Source organism: Glaciecola sp. 1036 (genome assembly GCF_050306235.1).
GTDB lineage: Bacteria > Pseudomonadota > Gammaproteobacteria > Enterobacterales > Alteromonadaceae > Glaciecola.
Genome location: NZ_JBLWFH010000006.1, coordinates 1 through 16,041 on the forward strand (window position 1 = coordinate 1; position 16,041 = coordinate 16,041).

The following is a 16,041-nucleotide window of genomic DNA, read 5'->3' on the forward strand; positions in this document are numbered from 1 at the left end:
GTGGTGGACGCAGCAAGGCTTGAACTTGCGACCCCCGCCTTGTAAGGGCGGTGCTCTCCCAACTGAGCTATGCGTCCGTCTTTTCGTTGATGCTGTTGGTCTGTGTCATCAAACAGTGGACGCGTATTATAGAGTTGGAGCGAGCAGTGTCAATACAAAAATATGAAAAAATTTATAAGCGCGTAATTTTCGAACAGTTATGGCGTTAAATTTGTAAAAAGCCCTTCCTCAGCGCTTTAGAAAAAGGCCGAAAACAAGTAGAATGCGCGCATCAATAAATTAGAGAGAAAATCATGTCGGTAGTTACCCGTTTTGCACCAAGCCCCACAGGTTATTTACACGTTGGCGGTGCAAGAACAGCCCTTTATTCTTGGTTGTTTGCTAAAAGCCAAGGTGGAAAATTTGTACTTAGAATTGAAGATACAGATATAGAACGTTCAACTGAGCAAGCTAAACAAGCTATTTTAGATGGCATGTCTTGGTTAGGTTTAGATCATGACGAAGGGCCTTTCTATCAAACGGAACGATTTGACCGTTACAATCATTACATTGATTTGCTACTTGAAAAAGGTTTAGCATATAAGTGTTTTATGTCCAGCGCAGAATTAGACCAAATTCGTGAAGAGCAAGAAAAACGAGGTGAAAAACCGCGTTACCCTGGTACTTGGCGCGATCGCACTGATCATCCTGAAAATCAGCCTTATGCAATTCGTTTTAAAAACCCACAAGATGGCGAAGTAGTTTTTAAAGACCAAGTAAGAGGCGAGATCCGCATTGCAAACAGTGAATTAGATGATTTGGTTATTCGTCGTACCGACGGTGCGCCGACCTATAATTTCTGTGTAGTAATTGATGATTGGGAAATGGGTATTACCCATGTTGTGCGCGGTGAAGACCATATCAACAACACACCACGTCAAATTAATATTTTAAAAGCCTTAGGTGCTCCTGTACCGGATTATGCCCATGTATCTATGATTTTAGGCGATGATGGTAAGAAGTTGTCAAAGCGTCATGGTGCAGTGAGTGTTATGCAATATCGCGATGATGGTTATTTACCTCAAGCGCTGCTTAATTATTTGGTGCGTTTAGGTTGGTCTCATGGTGATCAAGAAATCTTCAGTCGCGAAGAAATGATTTCGTTGTTCAGCTTAAACCACATCAGTAAATCAGCCAGTGCATTTAACACGGAAAAGCTAGTTTGGTTGAATCAGCATTATATAAAAACCTTGCCAGCCGCTGAGGTGGCAGAACATGCACAATGGCATTTTGATCAGCAAGGCATTAATACTGAAAATGGTCCTTTGTTATCTGAAGTTGTGTCTATTCAAGCAGAAAGAGTTGATACCTTAAAAGAATTGGCAGAAATCAGCCGTTATTTCTATGAAGATTTCGAAGAGTTTGATGCGAATGCTGCGAAAAAACATCTACGTCCGGTAGCTAAAGAACCTTTACTGTTAGTGCAGGAAAAGCTGAAAAACATCACTGAATGGCATGCAGAGAACATCCAGTCAGCGATTAATAGCACTGCTGAAGATTTAGGCGTTGGCATGGGTAAAGTAGGGATGCCATTGCGAGTCGCTGCCACAGGTTCGGGCAATTCTCCTTCGTTAGATGTTACCTTAGCGCTCATTGAACAAACTAAAGTTGTTGAAAGAATAAACAAAGCGCTTGAATTTATTGAAAATCGAGAAAATTCTTAAAAAAACCGTTGACATAAATCGGTCGGATGCCTAGAATGCGCCCCGCTGTCACGGAACTGTAGCAAATAATACAGCTCCATTGACTGGGGCTATAGCTCAGCTGGGAGAGCGCTTGCATGGCATGCAAGAGGTCGGCGGTTCGATCCCGCCTAGCTCCACCAATAATCCGATGACAGTAATTTTGCGTTCTTAGTCCCATTCGTCTAGAGGCCTAGGACACCGCCCTTTCACGGCGGTAACAGGGGTTCGAATCCCCTATGGGACGCCAAAATTTATACACAATCGCACTAGGCCGCGGTTGATGTTACAAAAAGGTTTAGTCCCATTCGTCTAGAGGCCTAGGACACCGCCCTTTCACGGCGGTAACAGGGGTTCGAATCCCCTATGGGACGCCATATAATAAAAAAGCCACCTTTCAAGGTGGCTTTTTTATTATTTGCGTATCTGTAAGATATGAGAGGCCCTTGGGTTCGACAACTTTGCGTTTAAGCAAAGTTGCACGCGCAATGCGCGCCCGTAGGGGGATTAAAATGCTTAGGCATTTTAATCATGAATCCCTTGGTTGATAAACTTAAATGCATTACGTGGCAACACAGGTGGCTTTTTTATTATTTGCGTATCTGTAAGATATGAGAAGCCCTTGGGTTCGACAACGTTATCTAACTAGACTCATTTATGACAACATTTCAAACACCCCAAATCATTTTAGCGCCTATGGAAGGCGTGGTTGATCATCTCATGCGTGACATGCTTACGCGCGTGGGTGGGTTTGATTTATGTGTGACAGAATTTGTCAGAGTGGTCGAAAGCCTATTACCTGAAAAAACCTACCATCGCATTTGCCCTGAACTCTACAATGACTCTAAAACACCTTGCGGCGTGCCAGTGCGGGTTCAATTATTAGGTCAACATCCTCAATGGTTAGCGGAAAATGCCGTGAGAGCCATCGAGCTTGGCTCATTTGGGGTTGATTTAAATTTTGGTTGTCCAGCTAAAACTGTGAATAAATCAAAGGGTGGGGCGGTTTTATTGAAAGAGCCGCAAACCTTGTATGACATTATCAGTGAAGTAAGAAAAGCGGTTCCTTCAGAGCATGTGGTAAGTGCAAAAATTCGTTTGGGGTTTGATGATAAATCCCTAGCATTAGAAAATGCAGACGCTTTACAAGCTGCGGGCGCTAATTTACTCACAGTGCATGCAAGAACCAAAACCGAAGGCTATAAGCCGCCAGCCTATTGGGATTGGATTGCTAAAATCAGGCAAATAGTACAGATTCCCGTTATTGCCAATGGTGAAATTTGGTCGGCAGAAGATGCGATTAAATGCAAAAAACAAGCGAATACGCCACATATAATGTTAGGGCGAGGCGCACTAGCCTTACCCAATTTGGCTAACACTATAGTAAACAACGAGGCCCCCATGACTTGGGACCAAGTAAAACAACTCTTGGTGGATTATTCTGGCTATGAAATTTTTGGTGATAAAGGCCGTTATTATCCAAATCGAGTTAAACAGTGGTTGGGCTATATGCAGCGTCAATACACTCAAGCCAGCGAATTGTTTGAGCAAATCAAACGTATGCAGGATCCGCAACAAATTCTCTCTGTATTAACCCAAGCTTAATCCATTCGTCCAAATTTTTCGGATGAAGCTATATCTGACTTGCTTTGAATCCCTGAAATCCTTATCTTAGTTGTATAACAATAAAAACGACAAACTAAGGAAACCCTATGCGAAGCAAGTCAAGTATGCGAATGCTTGGTGTCTCGTTGGCAATTTCGACGTTATTTTTAACCGCCTGCGGTGATGACAAGAAAGCCCAGCAAAGTGCCCAAGATAATCCGTTCCCTAGCACCTACCAACCCATTGAATCTAAACCTGTGGTTATTACCAACGTCACTATTCTTGATGGGATCGGTGGTAAAATCGACAAAGGCGCTATTTTGCTCGAAGATGGCAAAATAGTTGCGGTGGGAAAATCCGTAAAATCGCCGTCAGATGCTTTGGAAGTGGATGGCACTGGTAAATGGGTTACTCCAGGGATCATTGATAATCATAGTCATTTGGGCGTTTATCCTTCGCCTAGTACCCATTCTCACTCTGATGGCAATGAAATGACAGGTCCAGTGACCGCAGAAGTGTGGGCCGAGCATTCAGTTTGGCCACAAGATCCAGGTTTTCAACGAGCCTTGGCTGGCGGTGTAACTAGCATGCAGCTTTTACCTGGTTCTGCGAACTTGTTTGGTGGACGAAGCGTTACCGTTAAAAACTTACCTAATAGAAGCGTGCAGGACATGAAATTTCCCGAAGCACCTTATGGAATTAAAATGGCCTGTGGTGAAAATCCTAAACGCGTTTACGGTAGTAAAGGCGGCCCAATGACCCGAATGGCAAACGTTGCTGGTTATCGTAAAGCTTGGATAGACGCACAGGAATACCGTAAGAAATGGGATGCATACAATGCTGCGTTAGAAGAAGGAAAAGCTGGAGAAGCGCCAAAACGTGATTTACGCATGGAAACCCTCGCTGGCGTGTTACGAGGAGATATTTTAGTTCACATGCATTGTTATCGTGCTGATGAAATGGCGGTGATGATGGATGTAATGAAAGAGTTCGATTATAAAATCGGTACCTTTCATCACGCAGTTGAAGCTTACAAAATCTCTGACATGTTAGCAGAAAATAACGTCTGTTCAGCCATGTGGGCTGACTGGTGGGGCTTTAAAATGGAAGCCTATGACGGTATTCGTGAAAACATTCCTATGGTGCATAATGCGGGCGCTTGCGCCATAGTGCATTCCGATAGTGATATAGGTATTCAACGGCTAAACCAAGAAGCTGCAAAAGCATGGTCTGACGGCAAACGCGCTGGTATCGATATCAGTCAAGCGGAAGCATGGCAATGGTTATCAGCCAATCCTGCAAAATCCTTGGGTATTTTTGAACACACTGGTTCATTAGAAGAAGGCAAAAATGCTGATGTAGTGTTGTGGACGGCAGATCCTTTCTCCACATATGCAAAAGCAGAAAAAGTATTTATCGATGGTGCCATGGTATTTGATTTAAATAACCCAGAGCTACAGCCAGTAAGCGATTTCGAGTTAGGCCAAACATTTTTAGGAGGTGCCCAATGAGACATTTCACTAAAAAATTAAAAGCCGTTTCTTTGGCGATAATGACTATTTCAATGAGCGCACAAAGCTTGGCTGAAGATATTGCCATTACAGGCGCAAAAATTTATACCATGGGTGAAGCAGGCGTTATTGAAAGCGGTACTGTGTTAATTAGCGATGGCGAAATTAAACAGGTTTTAGATAGTCAAAGAGTGCCAAATGGATATCGTGAAATCGACGCGACTGGCAAGGTTGTCACCCCCGGGTTTATTGGCGCGTTAACTAATTTGGGCTTGGTTGAAGTTGGTATGTCCGCTGGGACAGTAGATGCTAGAGCCGGCGCTCATCCGGTTAGTACTGTAGGTGCAGCCTATGATGTGCAATATGCCATAAATAAAGATTCAACTATAATTCCTATTACCCGTATTGAAGGTTTTACCTCAGCTATTACTGGCATGAGTGGTACCGGCCAATTGTTTAATGGGCAAGGCGCTATTATTGGTTTAGAGCCCGGTTTCAATAGCACCTTGAAAGCCAAGGCGTACGCGCATGCTGATCTCAACAATAATGGTGCCGATAGAAGCGGTGGTTCACGCGCTTCTTTGTGGGTAGCATTAAATCAAAGCTTGGAAGAGGCCGGTTTTGCTGCCAATTATGAATTTAGCCCGACTAAAGCATGGGAAGGTTGGATTACTAGTGCTGATGCAAAAGCTTTAGCACCTGTGATAAGTGGTGAAATCCCTCTATTGGTAACTGCAAATCGCGCTGCCGATATTCTGCAAGCGCTAGCATTGAAAGAAAAGTTTGCTAACTTGAATTTAGTGTTAGTGGATGCCACTGAAGGTTGGCGTGTGGCTGAGCAAATTGCGGCTGCAAATGTGCCTGTGATATTAAATCCAGAAGATAATATGCCGTCAGGTTTTGATCATCTTGGCGCTACTTTGGAAAATGCCGGTAAATTGCATGCTGCAGGGGTAAAAGTCGCGATTGGCATGAACACCCATAACATTCGATTAGCCGCCCAACACGCGGGAAATGCAGTGGCTAATGGATTGCCTTATGAAGCAGGCTTAGCATCTTTAACTTCCAATGTTGCCAGTATTTTTAATGTGGATAATATGTTGGGTAGTCTAACCCCGGGTATGCGCGCTGATCTTGTTATTTGGTCCGGTGATCCATTAGAAGTGACTGAAGCTGCTGAGGTAGTCATTATCAATGGTGAAGAAATTGAGATGACGTCACGTCAGATTCAATTGCGTGACAGATATTTGAACCAAGATAAGTCTAAGCCGGTGAGTTACAGGTAGGGCTTCCACTAAGTCATCCCGCCGCTTCAATTTCGTCATCCCGCCGAAGGGCGGGATCTTGCGGTTAATTCAAAGAGATTGCGACCTGCGTCGCAATGACGGGGAAAATAATACGTCATCCCGCCGCTTCAATTTCGTCATCCCGCCGAAGGGCGGGATCATGCGGATAACTCAACGAGATTGCGACCTGCGTCGCAATGACGGGAAGAAGTACCGAAGGGCGGGATCTCCCAAACCACCCATCAAGGTAAAATAATCGCCTCAAACTTCGGTTTAATAAAATCCACTATCATGGGTTGGGCTTCAGCCACAGGATGAATACCATCGTTTTGCATTAATTCAGGTTTTAATGCGATGTCTTGTAGAAAAAATGGAATCAAAGGCACCGCATATTCGTCTGCTAGTTGCTGATAGTTGTTGGTAAACATTTCACTGTACCGACGCCCATAGTTAGTTGGAATTTGAATCTCTTGCAATATTACTTGCACATCTTGCTCTTGGGCGAGTGCAATTTTTTGTGCGAGATTCTCTTTGATTTTATTCGGATTGTGCCCTTGAAGACCATTGTTTCCGCCTAATTCTATATAAAGATGGGTGGGTTTATGTAAAGACAGTAACCGGGGCAAACGGGCTAATCCTCCATCAGTAGTATCGCCACTAATTGCTGCATTGATTACTTCTATGGGCGCTTGCTCCTGTTTCCAACGTTCTGAAAGCAAATATACCCAACCTTCAGGTTCAGTTAATCCATAGGCTGCGCTTAAGCTATCGCCCAATATTAGCAATTTATATTTGTTTACATTTTCGGTGTCGCTTAGTGCTTGATCTGAATGAACATTAACGGAGAATAAAAGACTAACTGAAAGTAATAATATTCCTATTAATTTGTTGAATTGTTTTTGCACGCAAATTGATCCTGACGTTGAGAAAAAAAACACTATGAGTACTACCCCTACAATGATTGAAACAAAAAGTCTTATTAAGAAAGTGAATACGAGCGAAGGTTCCCTACAGATCCTTCAACCTATTAGCTTTGAAGTCAAGTCTGGTGAAACAATTGCAATCATTGGCGCATCTGGCTCAGGAAAATCCACGCTTTTAGGTTTGTTAGCAGGGCTAGATGAAGTAAGCGGAGGTCACATTTTTTTAGACGGTGAGCCCTTACATGAAATGGATGAAGAAGCGAGAGCCAGACTGAGGGGCGAAAAAGTCGGCTTTATTTTTCAAAGTTTTATGTTGGTTCAATCCTTAACCGCGCTTGAAAATATCATGTTGCCTGCAGAAATTGCAGGTATGGACAACCCTAAAGAAAGAGCGCAGAAAATTATTCAGCAAGTAGGGTTAGAACATCGCGCCCATCATTTTCCAAATCAACTGTCAGGTGGTGAGCAACAACGTGTTGCAATCGCTCGAGCCTTCATTACTCAACCTAAGATCTTGTTTGCTGATGAGCCAACTGGAAACCTCGATTCTGCGAATTCGCAAAAAGTAGAAGACTTGTTGTTTAAAATGAATGATGAGTTGCAAACCACGCTAGTCTTAGTTACCCATGACAATGAACTAGCAAAGCGCTGTCAACGACAATTGAACATGAATGCTGGAACCCTCACAGAGGTCACTCAACCGCTTAAAGTGATAGCGGGAGGCGAATAAATGGGAATGTCGTTTTCGTTAGCATGGCGGCTTTTCAAACATGAAGCCAAGCGTGGTGAATTAACCATTATTTTATTGGCCATTGTTCTGTCAGTTACATCTGTGCTGGCGTTATCTTTGTTCAGTGAAAGATTACAACAAGCTCTTACTGACAGGTCGGCAGAGTTTATCGCGGCTGACAGTCAGTTACGTTCAAGAAACCCAGTACCTGACGAATGGATTCAAGAAGCTAAAAATCGTGGCATAGATACCGCTTTTCAGCTGTCTACCCGTTCCATGGTGTTTAACCAGAATAATTTGGCTTTATCAGACTTGCGCGCGGTAAATACTGAATATCCTCTTAAAGGTACAATCAAAATTACTGACACGCCATTTGCCACTGGATATGAAACTCAAAATCGTCCACAACCAGGGGAAGTTTGGATTGATTCTCGCTTATTACAACTTCTAAAAGTAGATATTGGTGACCAAGTCGATGTAGGGGATATCAAACTCACAGTAGCGAACATACTAAGTGAAATTCCTGATGCTGGTTTTAGTGTTTTTAATACAGATCCAATGTTGTTGATGTCCTCTGACGATATCGCCGCCACAAATATCACTGGACCGGGAAGTCGGGTTAATTATAAATATTATTTTGCCGGTGATAGGGGTGAAATAGAGTCGTATTACGATTGGTTAAGACCACAGTTAGACAGAGAATTGCACCGTTGGCAAAGTATTGAAGATGATGATTCAGCAATTGGGCGCTCAGTCGCACGTGCGGAGGAATTTTTCTTACTGGCGAGTCTTCTTGCCATTATCTTAGCAGCAGTATCTATTGCAGTTGCGGCTCAACGGTTTAGCCAACGACACTTTGATCCTGTGGCGATTATGAAAACCCTTGGCGCAAGTAAACAAATGGTGCGCCGCATCTACTTAATTCAAATTTGTTTTATTACAGTGTTAGGCATTGTCATAGGTATTATTGTCGGATATCTACTCCAACTCGGTGTGGTTGCTTTACTTGCTGATGCTGTTCCAGTTGCTATTGATACTTGGTATTGGCGACCAGTTGGGATTGCGGTATTTACAGGCATTACTTGTGCCTTGTTATTCTCGTTATATCCATTGCTGCAATTATTTTCAGTACCGCCGCTGCGCGTATTACGCAAGGATATAGATGCCACCTTGTCATCCAGAGCGTTACAATTTGTCTTTTCTGGCAGTGCAGTTTTCATTTTAATGATGTTTTACAGTGGTGATTTTCAAATCAGTGCAATTTTGTTTGCCTCAGGCGCACTATTAGTCGCTTCTTTGGTCGGGATGACTTATCTATTAATTTTAGTGGGTAGAAAATTCGGAACAAGCGGTATAGGTGCTTGGACCCTAGCTTGGGCTCGAATTCGCCGACGTGCGATGGGGAACTCAGTGCAACTGATCAGTTTTGCCATCACCATCATGTTGCTGTTAGTCGTGTTGGTTATGCGCAATGACATGGTTAAACAGTGGCGAGAGCAATTACCTCAAGGTACCCCAAACTATTTTCTCTCCAATGTGAGTGAAACCCAAAAAGAGGGTTTGGTTCAACGTTTTGAAGAATTTGACGTTGAGTACCAAGATTTTTATCCGGTAGCCAGAGGACGGTTCGTTGCCGTTAATGATGAAAATATTCGTACTGAAGTCTCGAAAGAGGGAGATGAGCCAGCGCGAGAAGGCCGCAGAGGCTTAGGACGCGAAGCTAACTTATCTTGGAGTACCACTTTACAAAAAGGCAATGAAATCGTAGAGGGGCAATGGCATGATGATTGGCAAGAGGGTGAACCTGTGCCGTTGTCTATTGAAAAAGAAATTGCTGAACGTTTGGAAATCAACATGGGAGATCAATTGACTTTCAATGTTGGTAGCGAACAAATCGTGGCTACTGTCACTAGCATTCGATTAGTTGACTGGCAAACCTTGCAGCCAAACTTCTTCTTTGTTTTACATCCCAAAGCGATGGAGAATTTCACCCCTACTTATATCACTAGTTTCCATTTAAAGGATTCTCGAAAGTCTGAAATTTCGAATCTAATGGCACCTTATGCCAGTGTGACTCTCTTTGATATTGACGCTCGCATAGACCAACTTAGGGAAATCATTGATCAAGTGTCAATGGCTGTGGAATTTATCCTAGTGCTTGTATTAGTCGCAGGTTCTTTGGTACTAATCGCACAAGTTCAAGCCAGTATGGACGAGCGCTTACAAGAGTTGGCAATTTTGCGTACGCTTGGCTTACGAGGCAGTCGAATTCGTTTTAGTGTCATCAATGAGTTCTTAATTATTGGTGTAGTTGCAGGTTTGATGGCAGCCATGGCCAATGAATTCAGTTTGTATCTGTTACAGACGCAAGTGTTTGAGATGCCGTTCAATTGGCATTTGGAATATTGGATCATAGCACCAGTGGCTGGCGCCTTAGTTGTAGGGATTTTGGGAGCAATAGGCTGTTGGCGCTTATTGTCGTTGAATACCAGCAGTTTATTGCGAAAAATGGTGTAACGAAAAGGTGATGAACGCACTTATAAATCAAGTGCGTTCAAAGCTTCAACTAAGGTTGGATAATGAAATGTAAACCCTGCGGTTTGTAATCGAGCAGGCAAGGCTTTTTGTCCATACAACACCAGTTCGGACGACTCACCCATAATAAACTTCAACACGCCAGCTGGCACCCTGAAAAAACAAGGTCGTTGCAAACGTTCGGCTAATCGCAAGGAAAAAAAGTGATTTGTGTTGGGGTTAGGAGCGGTGATATTGAAAGGGCCTACGCAATTTTTATCATGAATCAAAAATTCCATTGCTCTTATCATGTCTTCTAAATGAACCCATGGCATATATTGTTTGCCTGATCCAATAGGACCTCCAAGACCAAGCCTAAATGGAATCAACATTTTAGCTAGCGCACCACCTTCATCCGCTAATACTACGCCAGTGCGTAACAAACATACTCGAGTATTGGCCTGCAACGCAATTTCTTCCCACTTGCTACATACTTGATGGCTAAATTCATCATGGTAGTCAGTAAAGTCTTCGGTGATAGGCGTATCGCCCTGTCGACCATAAATTCCTACTGCACTACCACTAATAAATACATCCGGTGGATTCTCAGCTTGATTAATGAGATCAACCAGGTGTTGGGTTATGTCCCATCTAGAATCACAAATAGCGCGTTTTTGCTCATCTGACCAACGTTTATCCGCAATGGGTTCACCGGCTAGGTTTACTATAACCTCATATTCATCTACCTGAGTTAATTGGTCCAGGGTGATTATATTAGGTTTATCGCCCAGCAAACGACGGGTTCTAGAAGGGTCTCTCGATACCACAGTAAAATCGTTTTTGTTTTCGGTTCGCTTAATAAAATGTCGACCGATTAACCCGCTACCACCTGTAATTAAAATTTTAGCCATAACTTATTCTTTAATTTAATCTTTTTTGCATGATAAGGTGAGTGAAACAGAATCCGAAAAACGCAAAGCATGAGGTTTATCAACTTCTACTTCCGCATCAGTTACCCAAGGATGCTCAGCAGCAATAGCTAAAACGTCAGCGGTGAGTTTTTCTAATAATGAAAAACGATTATCTTCCACTAACCGAATAATAGCTTTTGTAATGACTTTATAATTCAGCGCATCTTTCATATTGTCTGTGGAAGTAGCCTTTTTCGCGTCGTAGTGAATAACGACATTGATGACAACATCCTGTTGATTACGTATTTCGTCATCATTAATGCCAATATAGGTGCGCAAACGTAAATTTTTGATGCGAATAGTCGCTAAATCAAGATTCATTATCTGTAGTATTCCTTTTATTATTTTAAAGCTTTATGCTAGTGCCTATGTTGTTAGAAGAGTTTCAATATGGATTTTAAATCTCCTACGCTGAAAACCCTAGTTGTATTGGCTGCACTAGTTGTTGTGCTAGCAGGCATTAAAGCAGCTTCGGTAATCGTTGTGCCATTTTTATTATCTGCATTTATTGCGATAGCCGTAAGTCCAATTATTAATTGGCTTGCAAAGTATAGAATACCTCGCTGGATATCGGTCACTATAGTTATACTTATACTGGTTGTAATTGGTTTTATGTTAGCCGGACTAATTACTCAATCGATGGCCGAGTTTAGGCAAAATTTGCCCGTTTATCGAGAGCAACTGGCCGGTGAATTTGCTTGGGTAATTGAAAAACTGGCATTGTTAAATATCAATTTAGATAAAAGCCTTATTACTTCGTATTTAGATCCTGGCGTCGCGATGAACATGGCGACCAATATAATTTCCGGCATGGGCATAGTGCTTTCTAACGTATTCTTGATTCTTTTAACCGTTATTTTCATGCTGTTTGAAGCTAAATCAATTCCGGCTAGAGTTCACGTAGCCATGGCTGACCCGGAAATGAAAATGACTCATATTGACCGATTTTTAGAATCGGTAAATCAATATTTAGTGATTAAAATGCTAGTAAGCTTGGGCACAGGTTTCTTTATCGGTGTTTGGCTTTATGTTCTAGGTGTTGATCATTTTATGCTGTGGTCAGTGTTGGCCTTTATGTTGAATTTTATTCCCAATATAGGTTCCATCATTGCAGCGATTCCTGCGGTATTAATGGCTTTTGTTGAATTTGGCTTTGCTAAGGCTGGACTAGCAGGGTTAGGATTTATAGTGGTTAATACGGTTATGGGCAATATGGTTGAACCTAAGTTTATGGGCAAAGGTTTAGGTCTATCGACACTAGTCGTGTTTCTGTCTTTAATATTTTGGGGATGGTTACTAGGCACTGTAGGTATGCTGCTAAGTGTACCTTTAACAATGGTAGTGAAAATCGCATTAGAAAGTCGAGAAGAAAGCAAATGGCTTGCGGTTCTGTTGTCTGATACAACACCGGAAAAACTAAAGGCAGAAATCGATAATGCTTAGCGCTAAGCCATACTTATATTTATGAAAAATATTCTAAAGAATTTTGCGGCAAAGCCTCCTTCAGACAAAATCGCCATTTGTGTGGTTTTGCTGTTGATGGTTGGCGTTTTTCCCATGTTTTGGGTTCGAGTACTGCAAAATAATTGGATTATGGCACTCTTAGATGCGGTTATTGTATTCTGTGGATGTGTAGTTGGGGTATTGGTTTACCATGGAAAATATGTTGAAAAACTAAAATTTGTTCTCGCACTATTTATCATTCTGGCAATGTTGCTCACGTCAATTTACGGCAACGCATTTAACCTGTATTGGGTTTATCCTGGCACCTTGGCAGTATTTTTTTTAATAAAGCCTCGAATTGCTTTGCTTTTAAATATCCTAATGGCGTTTGCATTGTTGCCAATATTGTCAGATAAGGTTGAATTAAAAGATGTTGCGACCGTTTACGCCACGCTAATCCCCAGTATTTTATTTATCTTTTACTTTTCCAGTGAATTAAGACGTCAGCATGAGCTACTCAATTTGCAAGCAACGCAAGATTTTCTTACTCGCGCAGGCAATCGTAGAGCTTTTGAAAATGACGCTAAAATATGTGTGGATAGCTTTAAACGCTATCAAATTAATAGCAGTTTGATTCTATTCGACATGGATCACTTTAAAATGATCAATGACAAATATGGCCATGCTGTCGGTGACGATATTTTAAAAGAAAGCTCTAAATTGGTTTCGTTGCGCTTGAGAAGAACTGACAAGCTTTATCGCTTAGGTGGAGAGGAATTTATTATTTTAATGCAGGGCGCTAGTGCAGAGAATGCGCAGACCTTAGCCAAAGATTTACAAGCCTATGTGGCTAAAAAACGCAGTGAAGAGTTACCTAAATACACCATGTCATTTGGCATCGCACAATTAACTGAAGGGGATACAGTGCTTTCTTGGGTTGATAGAGCGGACAAAGCGCTCTATCAATCGAAAGACGCAGGTAGAGATAGGATATCGACCCTTTAAGGCAACACGTATTTAAATGGTTTAACTGTTACCTCAGCATAAACATCTGCCGCCACATAGGGATCAGATTCCGCCCATTGTTCAGCATCTTGCAAAGAATCGAATTTAGCAATTACCACAGAGCCAGTAAAACCTGCTTCGCCTGGATTTTCACTATCTATGGCGGGGGTAGGTCCAGCCACAAGTAGTCGACCTTCATCTTTTAACGCTTGAAGACGAGCAAGGTGGTCTGGGCGAGCCGCTAGCCTTTGGCTTAATGAACCTTGTTTATCTTGTGCATAAATTACATAGTACATTTTAGTGCCTTATTCGTAATGAGTCGCAGCTTTCATAGTAGATACAAATTCACTCAGTGCTTTTTGCATTGCCTCTGGATTATCTAAGTGTTCTGCAATAATGTTTACTGTCGCAGATCCGGAAATTGCACCAGCAGCGCCAGCTGAAATCGCGGCTTTTACTTGTTCTGGTTTTGAAATTCCAAATCCTAAAACAGGTGGGGCAACACCATAAGTGGCTAATTTATCAATAAGTGCACTTGCAGGAATATCTACTTCAGTTTCAGTACCTGTAACGCCCGCTCGACCTAATAAATAGGTATACCCACTGGATAATTCAGAAATAGAGGCAAGCGTTTCATCACTAGCGTTAGGTGGTGCTATAAGTATTTGTTGAATCTTGTGCGCTGACGCAATTTGGTTAAAAGAAGCGACTTCTCGAATGGGAACATCAGCGATAAGAATAGAATCAACGCCGGCTTTTTCTGCCATTGCATAAAAGTTATCAACCCCACGCGCTAAAACAAGATTGCTATACAACAAAAGACCAATTGGAATGTCTTTATTTTGAGCACGAATTTCACTAATAATATCCATGCAATCTTGCGGTTTTATGCCCGAAGATAGCGCACGAATACTGGCTTTTTGAATTGTGGGACCATCAGCAATGGGGTCGGAGTAGGGGATGCCTAGCTCTAGTCCATCTGCACCCGCATCAATCAAGGTTTGAATAATCTTAATGCTGGTTTGTTTGTCTGGGTCTCCTAACATGACAAAGGGTATGAATGCCCCTTGCTTGTTTTCTTTTATTTTAGCAAACATGCCACTGTAACGGCCGGTGCCATCAAATTTAGAAACTGCCATTACAATTTGTCTCCCAATATTTTAGTTACATGAGCAAGGTCTTTATCCCCACGACCAGATAAATTTACTACGATAATGGTACCGTCTTCGGCTTCTTCTGCCATATTTAGCGCATGGGCTAATGCATGAGAGGATTCTAGTGCGGGAATAATACCTTCTTTGCGAGCAAGTAATTGGAAAGCGTTTAGTGCTTCCTGATCTGTTACCGCGTAATACTCTGCTCTACCTATGTCGTGCAAATACGCATGCTGAGGGCCAACCGCAGGGTAATCAAGACCAGCACTCACCGAATAAGATTCTTCAATTTGGCCAACTTCATCTTGCATAATAAAAGTATATGCACCATGCAAAATCCCTTTGGTTCCTTTGCAGATTGTAGCGCCGTGTTCTTTAGTATGAATGCCTTTTCCAGCAGGCTCTACGCCCACAAGACGTACTGATGGTTCTTCGATAAAATCTGCAAACATGCCTATTGCGTTTGAGCCACCGCCCACGCAGGCAACAACCGCATCAGGTAAACGACCTTCTTTTTGCATAATTTGTTTACGCGTTTCTTCACCTATCATGCGGTGATATTCACGGACTATGGTTGGAAATGGATGAGGACCCGCCGCAGTTCCTAACAAGTAATGTGCTTTGTCATAGTTAGCAGACCAATCACGAAGGGCTTCGTTTACCGCATCTTTTAAAGTGCCAGAGCCCGAATCGACAGGAATAACTTCCGCTCCCATTAAACGCATTCTGAAAACATTTGGCGCTTGTCTTTCTACGTCTTTCGCGCCCATATAAATGCGTGCTTTTAAACCTAATAGAGCACAGGCCAATGCTGTTGCTACACCATGCTGTCCGGCGCCTGTTTCTGCAATAACTTCGGTTTTCCCCATACGTTTTGTCAGCAATGCTTGACCCAATACCTGATTGGTTTTATGGGCACCACCGTGCAGTAAATCTTCTCGTTTTAAATATAATTTTACCTTGGGATTAGCCACCAAATTACGCGTTAATGTCATTGCCGTAGGGCGACCAGCATAATCGGTCAGCAAGGATTTAAATTCTTTTTCAAATTCTGGGTCTTCTTTAGCATCTAGAAAAGCTTGTTCTAGCTGATCAAGGGCAGGTATCAGAAGCTCGGGTACATACATACCACCAAATTCACCAAATTTTGTTTCTAATCTATTCATATTTCCACCAAT

At 42.3% G+C, this 16,041-nt stretch carries 14 protein-coding genes and 4 tRNA genes; 11 read left to right on the top strand and 7 right to left on the bottom strand.

Annotated elements, in window-relative coordinates; genetic code table 11:
• Position 1: 1 nt before the first annotated feature.
• Positions 2-77 (bottom strand) — tRNA-Val (locus ACNKW3_RS10005).
• A 216-nt stretch (positions 78-293) separates the two neighbouring features.
• Between ACNKW3_RS10005 and gltX the strand changes: the two genes are divergently transcribed.
• The 7 genes from gltX to ACNKW3_RS10040 all read left to right on the top strand — a co-directional run bounded on the left by gltX (position 294) and on the right by ACNKW3_RS10040 (position 6,123).
• Positions 294-1,703, top strand: coding sequence for a glutamate--tRNA ligase (gltX, locus tag ACNKW3_RS10010; RefSeq protein WP_427399160.1), 1,410 nt, complete (start codon positions 294-296; stop codon positions 1,701-1,703).
• Positions 1,704-1,788: 85 nt separating this feature from the next.
• Positions 1,789-1,864, top strand: a tRNA-Ala gene (locus ACNKW3_RS10015).
• Between the two features lie 31 nt (positions 1,865-1,895).
• Positions 1,896-1,971 (top strand) — tRNA-Glu (locus tag ACNKW3_RS10020).
• Between the two features lie 51 nt (positions 1,972-2,022).
• Positions 2,023-2,098 (top strand) — tRNA-Glu (locus ACNKW3_RS10025).
• A 280-nt stretch (positions 2,099-2,378) separates the two neighbouring features.
• Complete coding sequence (locus tag ACNKW3_RS10030) at positions 2,379-3,326, top strand: tRNA-dihydrouridine synthase (RefSeq protein ID WP_427399161.1); 948 nt, start codon at positions 2,379-2,381, stop codon at positions 3,324-3,326.
• A 107-nt stretch (positions 3,327-3,433) separates the two neighbouring features.
• Positions 3,434-4,837, top strand: coding sequence for an amidohydrolase (locus ACNKW3_RS10035; RefSeq protein WP_427399162.1), 1,404 nt, complete (start codon positions 3,434-3,436; stop codon positions 4,835-4,837).
• Complete coding sequence (locus ACNKW3_RS10040) at positions 4,834-6,123, top strand: amidohydrolase family protein (RefSeq protein ID WP_427399163.1); 1,290 nt, start codon at positions 4,834-4,836, stop codon at positions 6,121-6,123. Before ACNKW3_RS10035 ends, ACNKW3_RS10040 begins: the two co-directional genes overlap by 4 nt.
• A gap of 242 nt (positions 6,124-6,365) precedes the next feature.
• Here ACNKW3_RS10040 and ACNKW3_RS10045 read toward each other — a convergent pair whose 3' ends face one another.
• A complete protein-coding gene (locus tag ACNKW3_RS10045; RefSeq protein ID WP_427399164.1) occupies positions 6,366-7,028 on the bottom strand; it encodes an arylesterase in 663 nt (220 codons plus the stop codon).
• A gap of 34 nt (positions 7,029-7,062) precedes the next feature.
• Here ACNKW3_RS10045 and ACNKW3_RS10050 point away from each other — a divergent pair, with 34 nt between their 5' ends.
• Both ACNKW3_RS10050 and ACNKW3_RS10055 read left to right on the top strand, forming a co-directional pair.
• Positions 7,063-7,776 carry an ABC transporter ATP-binding protein gene (locus ACNKW3_RS10050; RefSeq protein ID WP_427399165.1) on the top strand — a complete coding sequence of 238 codons (714 nt, stop codon included), beginning with the start codon at positions 7,063-7,065 and terminating at the stop codon, positions 7,774-7,776.
• The gene (locus ACNKW3_RS10055; protein WP_427399166.1) at positions 7,777-10,293 is read left to right on the top strand and encodes an ABC transporter permease; all 2,517 of its coding nucleotides are present in this window, start codon (positions 7,777-7,779) and stop codon (positions 10,291-10,293) included.
• 20 nt (positions 10,294-10,313) lie between these two features.
• On the opposite strand, the gene ACNKW3_RS10060 is transcribed toward ACNKW3_RS10055, so the two are convergent.
• Positions 10,314-11,201, bottom strand: a complete 888-nt coding sequence (locus tag ACNKW3_RS10060; protein WP_427399167.1) for a TIGR01777 family oxidoreductase — start codon at positions 11,199-11,201, stop codon at positions 10,314-10,316.
• 15 nt (positions 11,202-11,216) lie between these two features.
• Positions 11,217-11,582, bottom strand: a complete 366-nt coding sequence (gene folX, locus ACNKW3_RS10065; RefSeq protein ID WP_427399168.1) for a dihydroneopterin triphosphate 2'-epimerase — start codon at positions 11,580-11,582, stop codon at positions 11,217-11,219.
• Positions 11,583-11,651: 69 nt separating this feature from the next.
• Here folX and ACNKW3_RS10070 point away from each other — a divergent pair, with 69 nt between their 5' ends.
• Positions 11,652-12,704, top strand: coding sequence for an AI-2E family transporter (locus tag ACNKW3_RS10070; protein WP_427399169.1), 1,053 nt, complete (start codon positions 11,652-11,654; stop codon positions 12,702-12,704).
• A gap of 21 nt (positions 12,705-12,725) precedes the next feature.
• Positions 12,726-13,709 (top strand): GGDEF domain-containing protein, encoded by a 984-nt coding sequence (locus ACNKW3_RS10075; RefSeq protein ID WP_427399170.1) that lies wholly within the window; start codon positions 12,726-12,728, stop codon positions 13,707-13,709.
• Here the strand turns inward: ACNKW3_RS10075 and ACNKW3_RS10080 are convergent.
• Genes ACNKW3_RS10080 through trpB form a run of 3 tightly spaced genes read right to left on the bottom strand, consistent with a single transcriptional unit; the run spans position 13,706 to position 16,029 of the window.
• Positions 13,706-14,005, bottom strand: coding sequence for a YciI family protein (locus ACNKW3_RS10080; RefSeq protein ID WP_427399171.1), 300 nt, complete (start codon positions 14,003-14,005; stop codon positions 13,706-13,708). The two genes, ACNKW3_RS10075 and ACNKW3_RS10080, sit on opposite strands and share 4 nt — an antisense overlap.
• Positions 14,006-14,014: 9 nt before the next feature.
• Positions 14,015-14,848, bottom strand: a complete 834-nt coding sequence (trpA, locus tag ACNKW3_RS10085) for a tryptophan synthase subunit alpha (protein WP_427399172.1) — start codon at positions 14,846-14,848, stop codon at positions 14,015-14,017.
• Positions 14,848-16,029: a tryptophan synthase subunit beta gene (gene trpB, locus ACNKW3_RS10090; RefSeq protein ID WP_427399173.1), complete on the bottom strand. Its 1,182-nt coding sequence runs from the start codon at positions 16,027-16,029 to the stop codon at positions 14,848-14,850. Before trpB ends, trpA begins: the two co-directional genes overlap by 1 nt.
• Positions 16,030-16,041 lie beyond the last annotated feature (12 nt).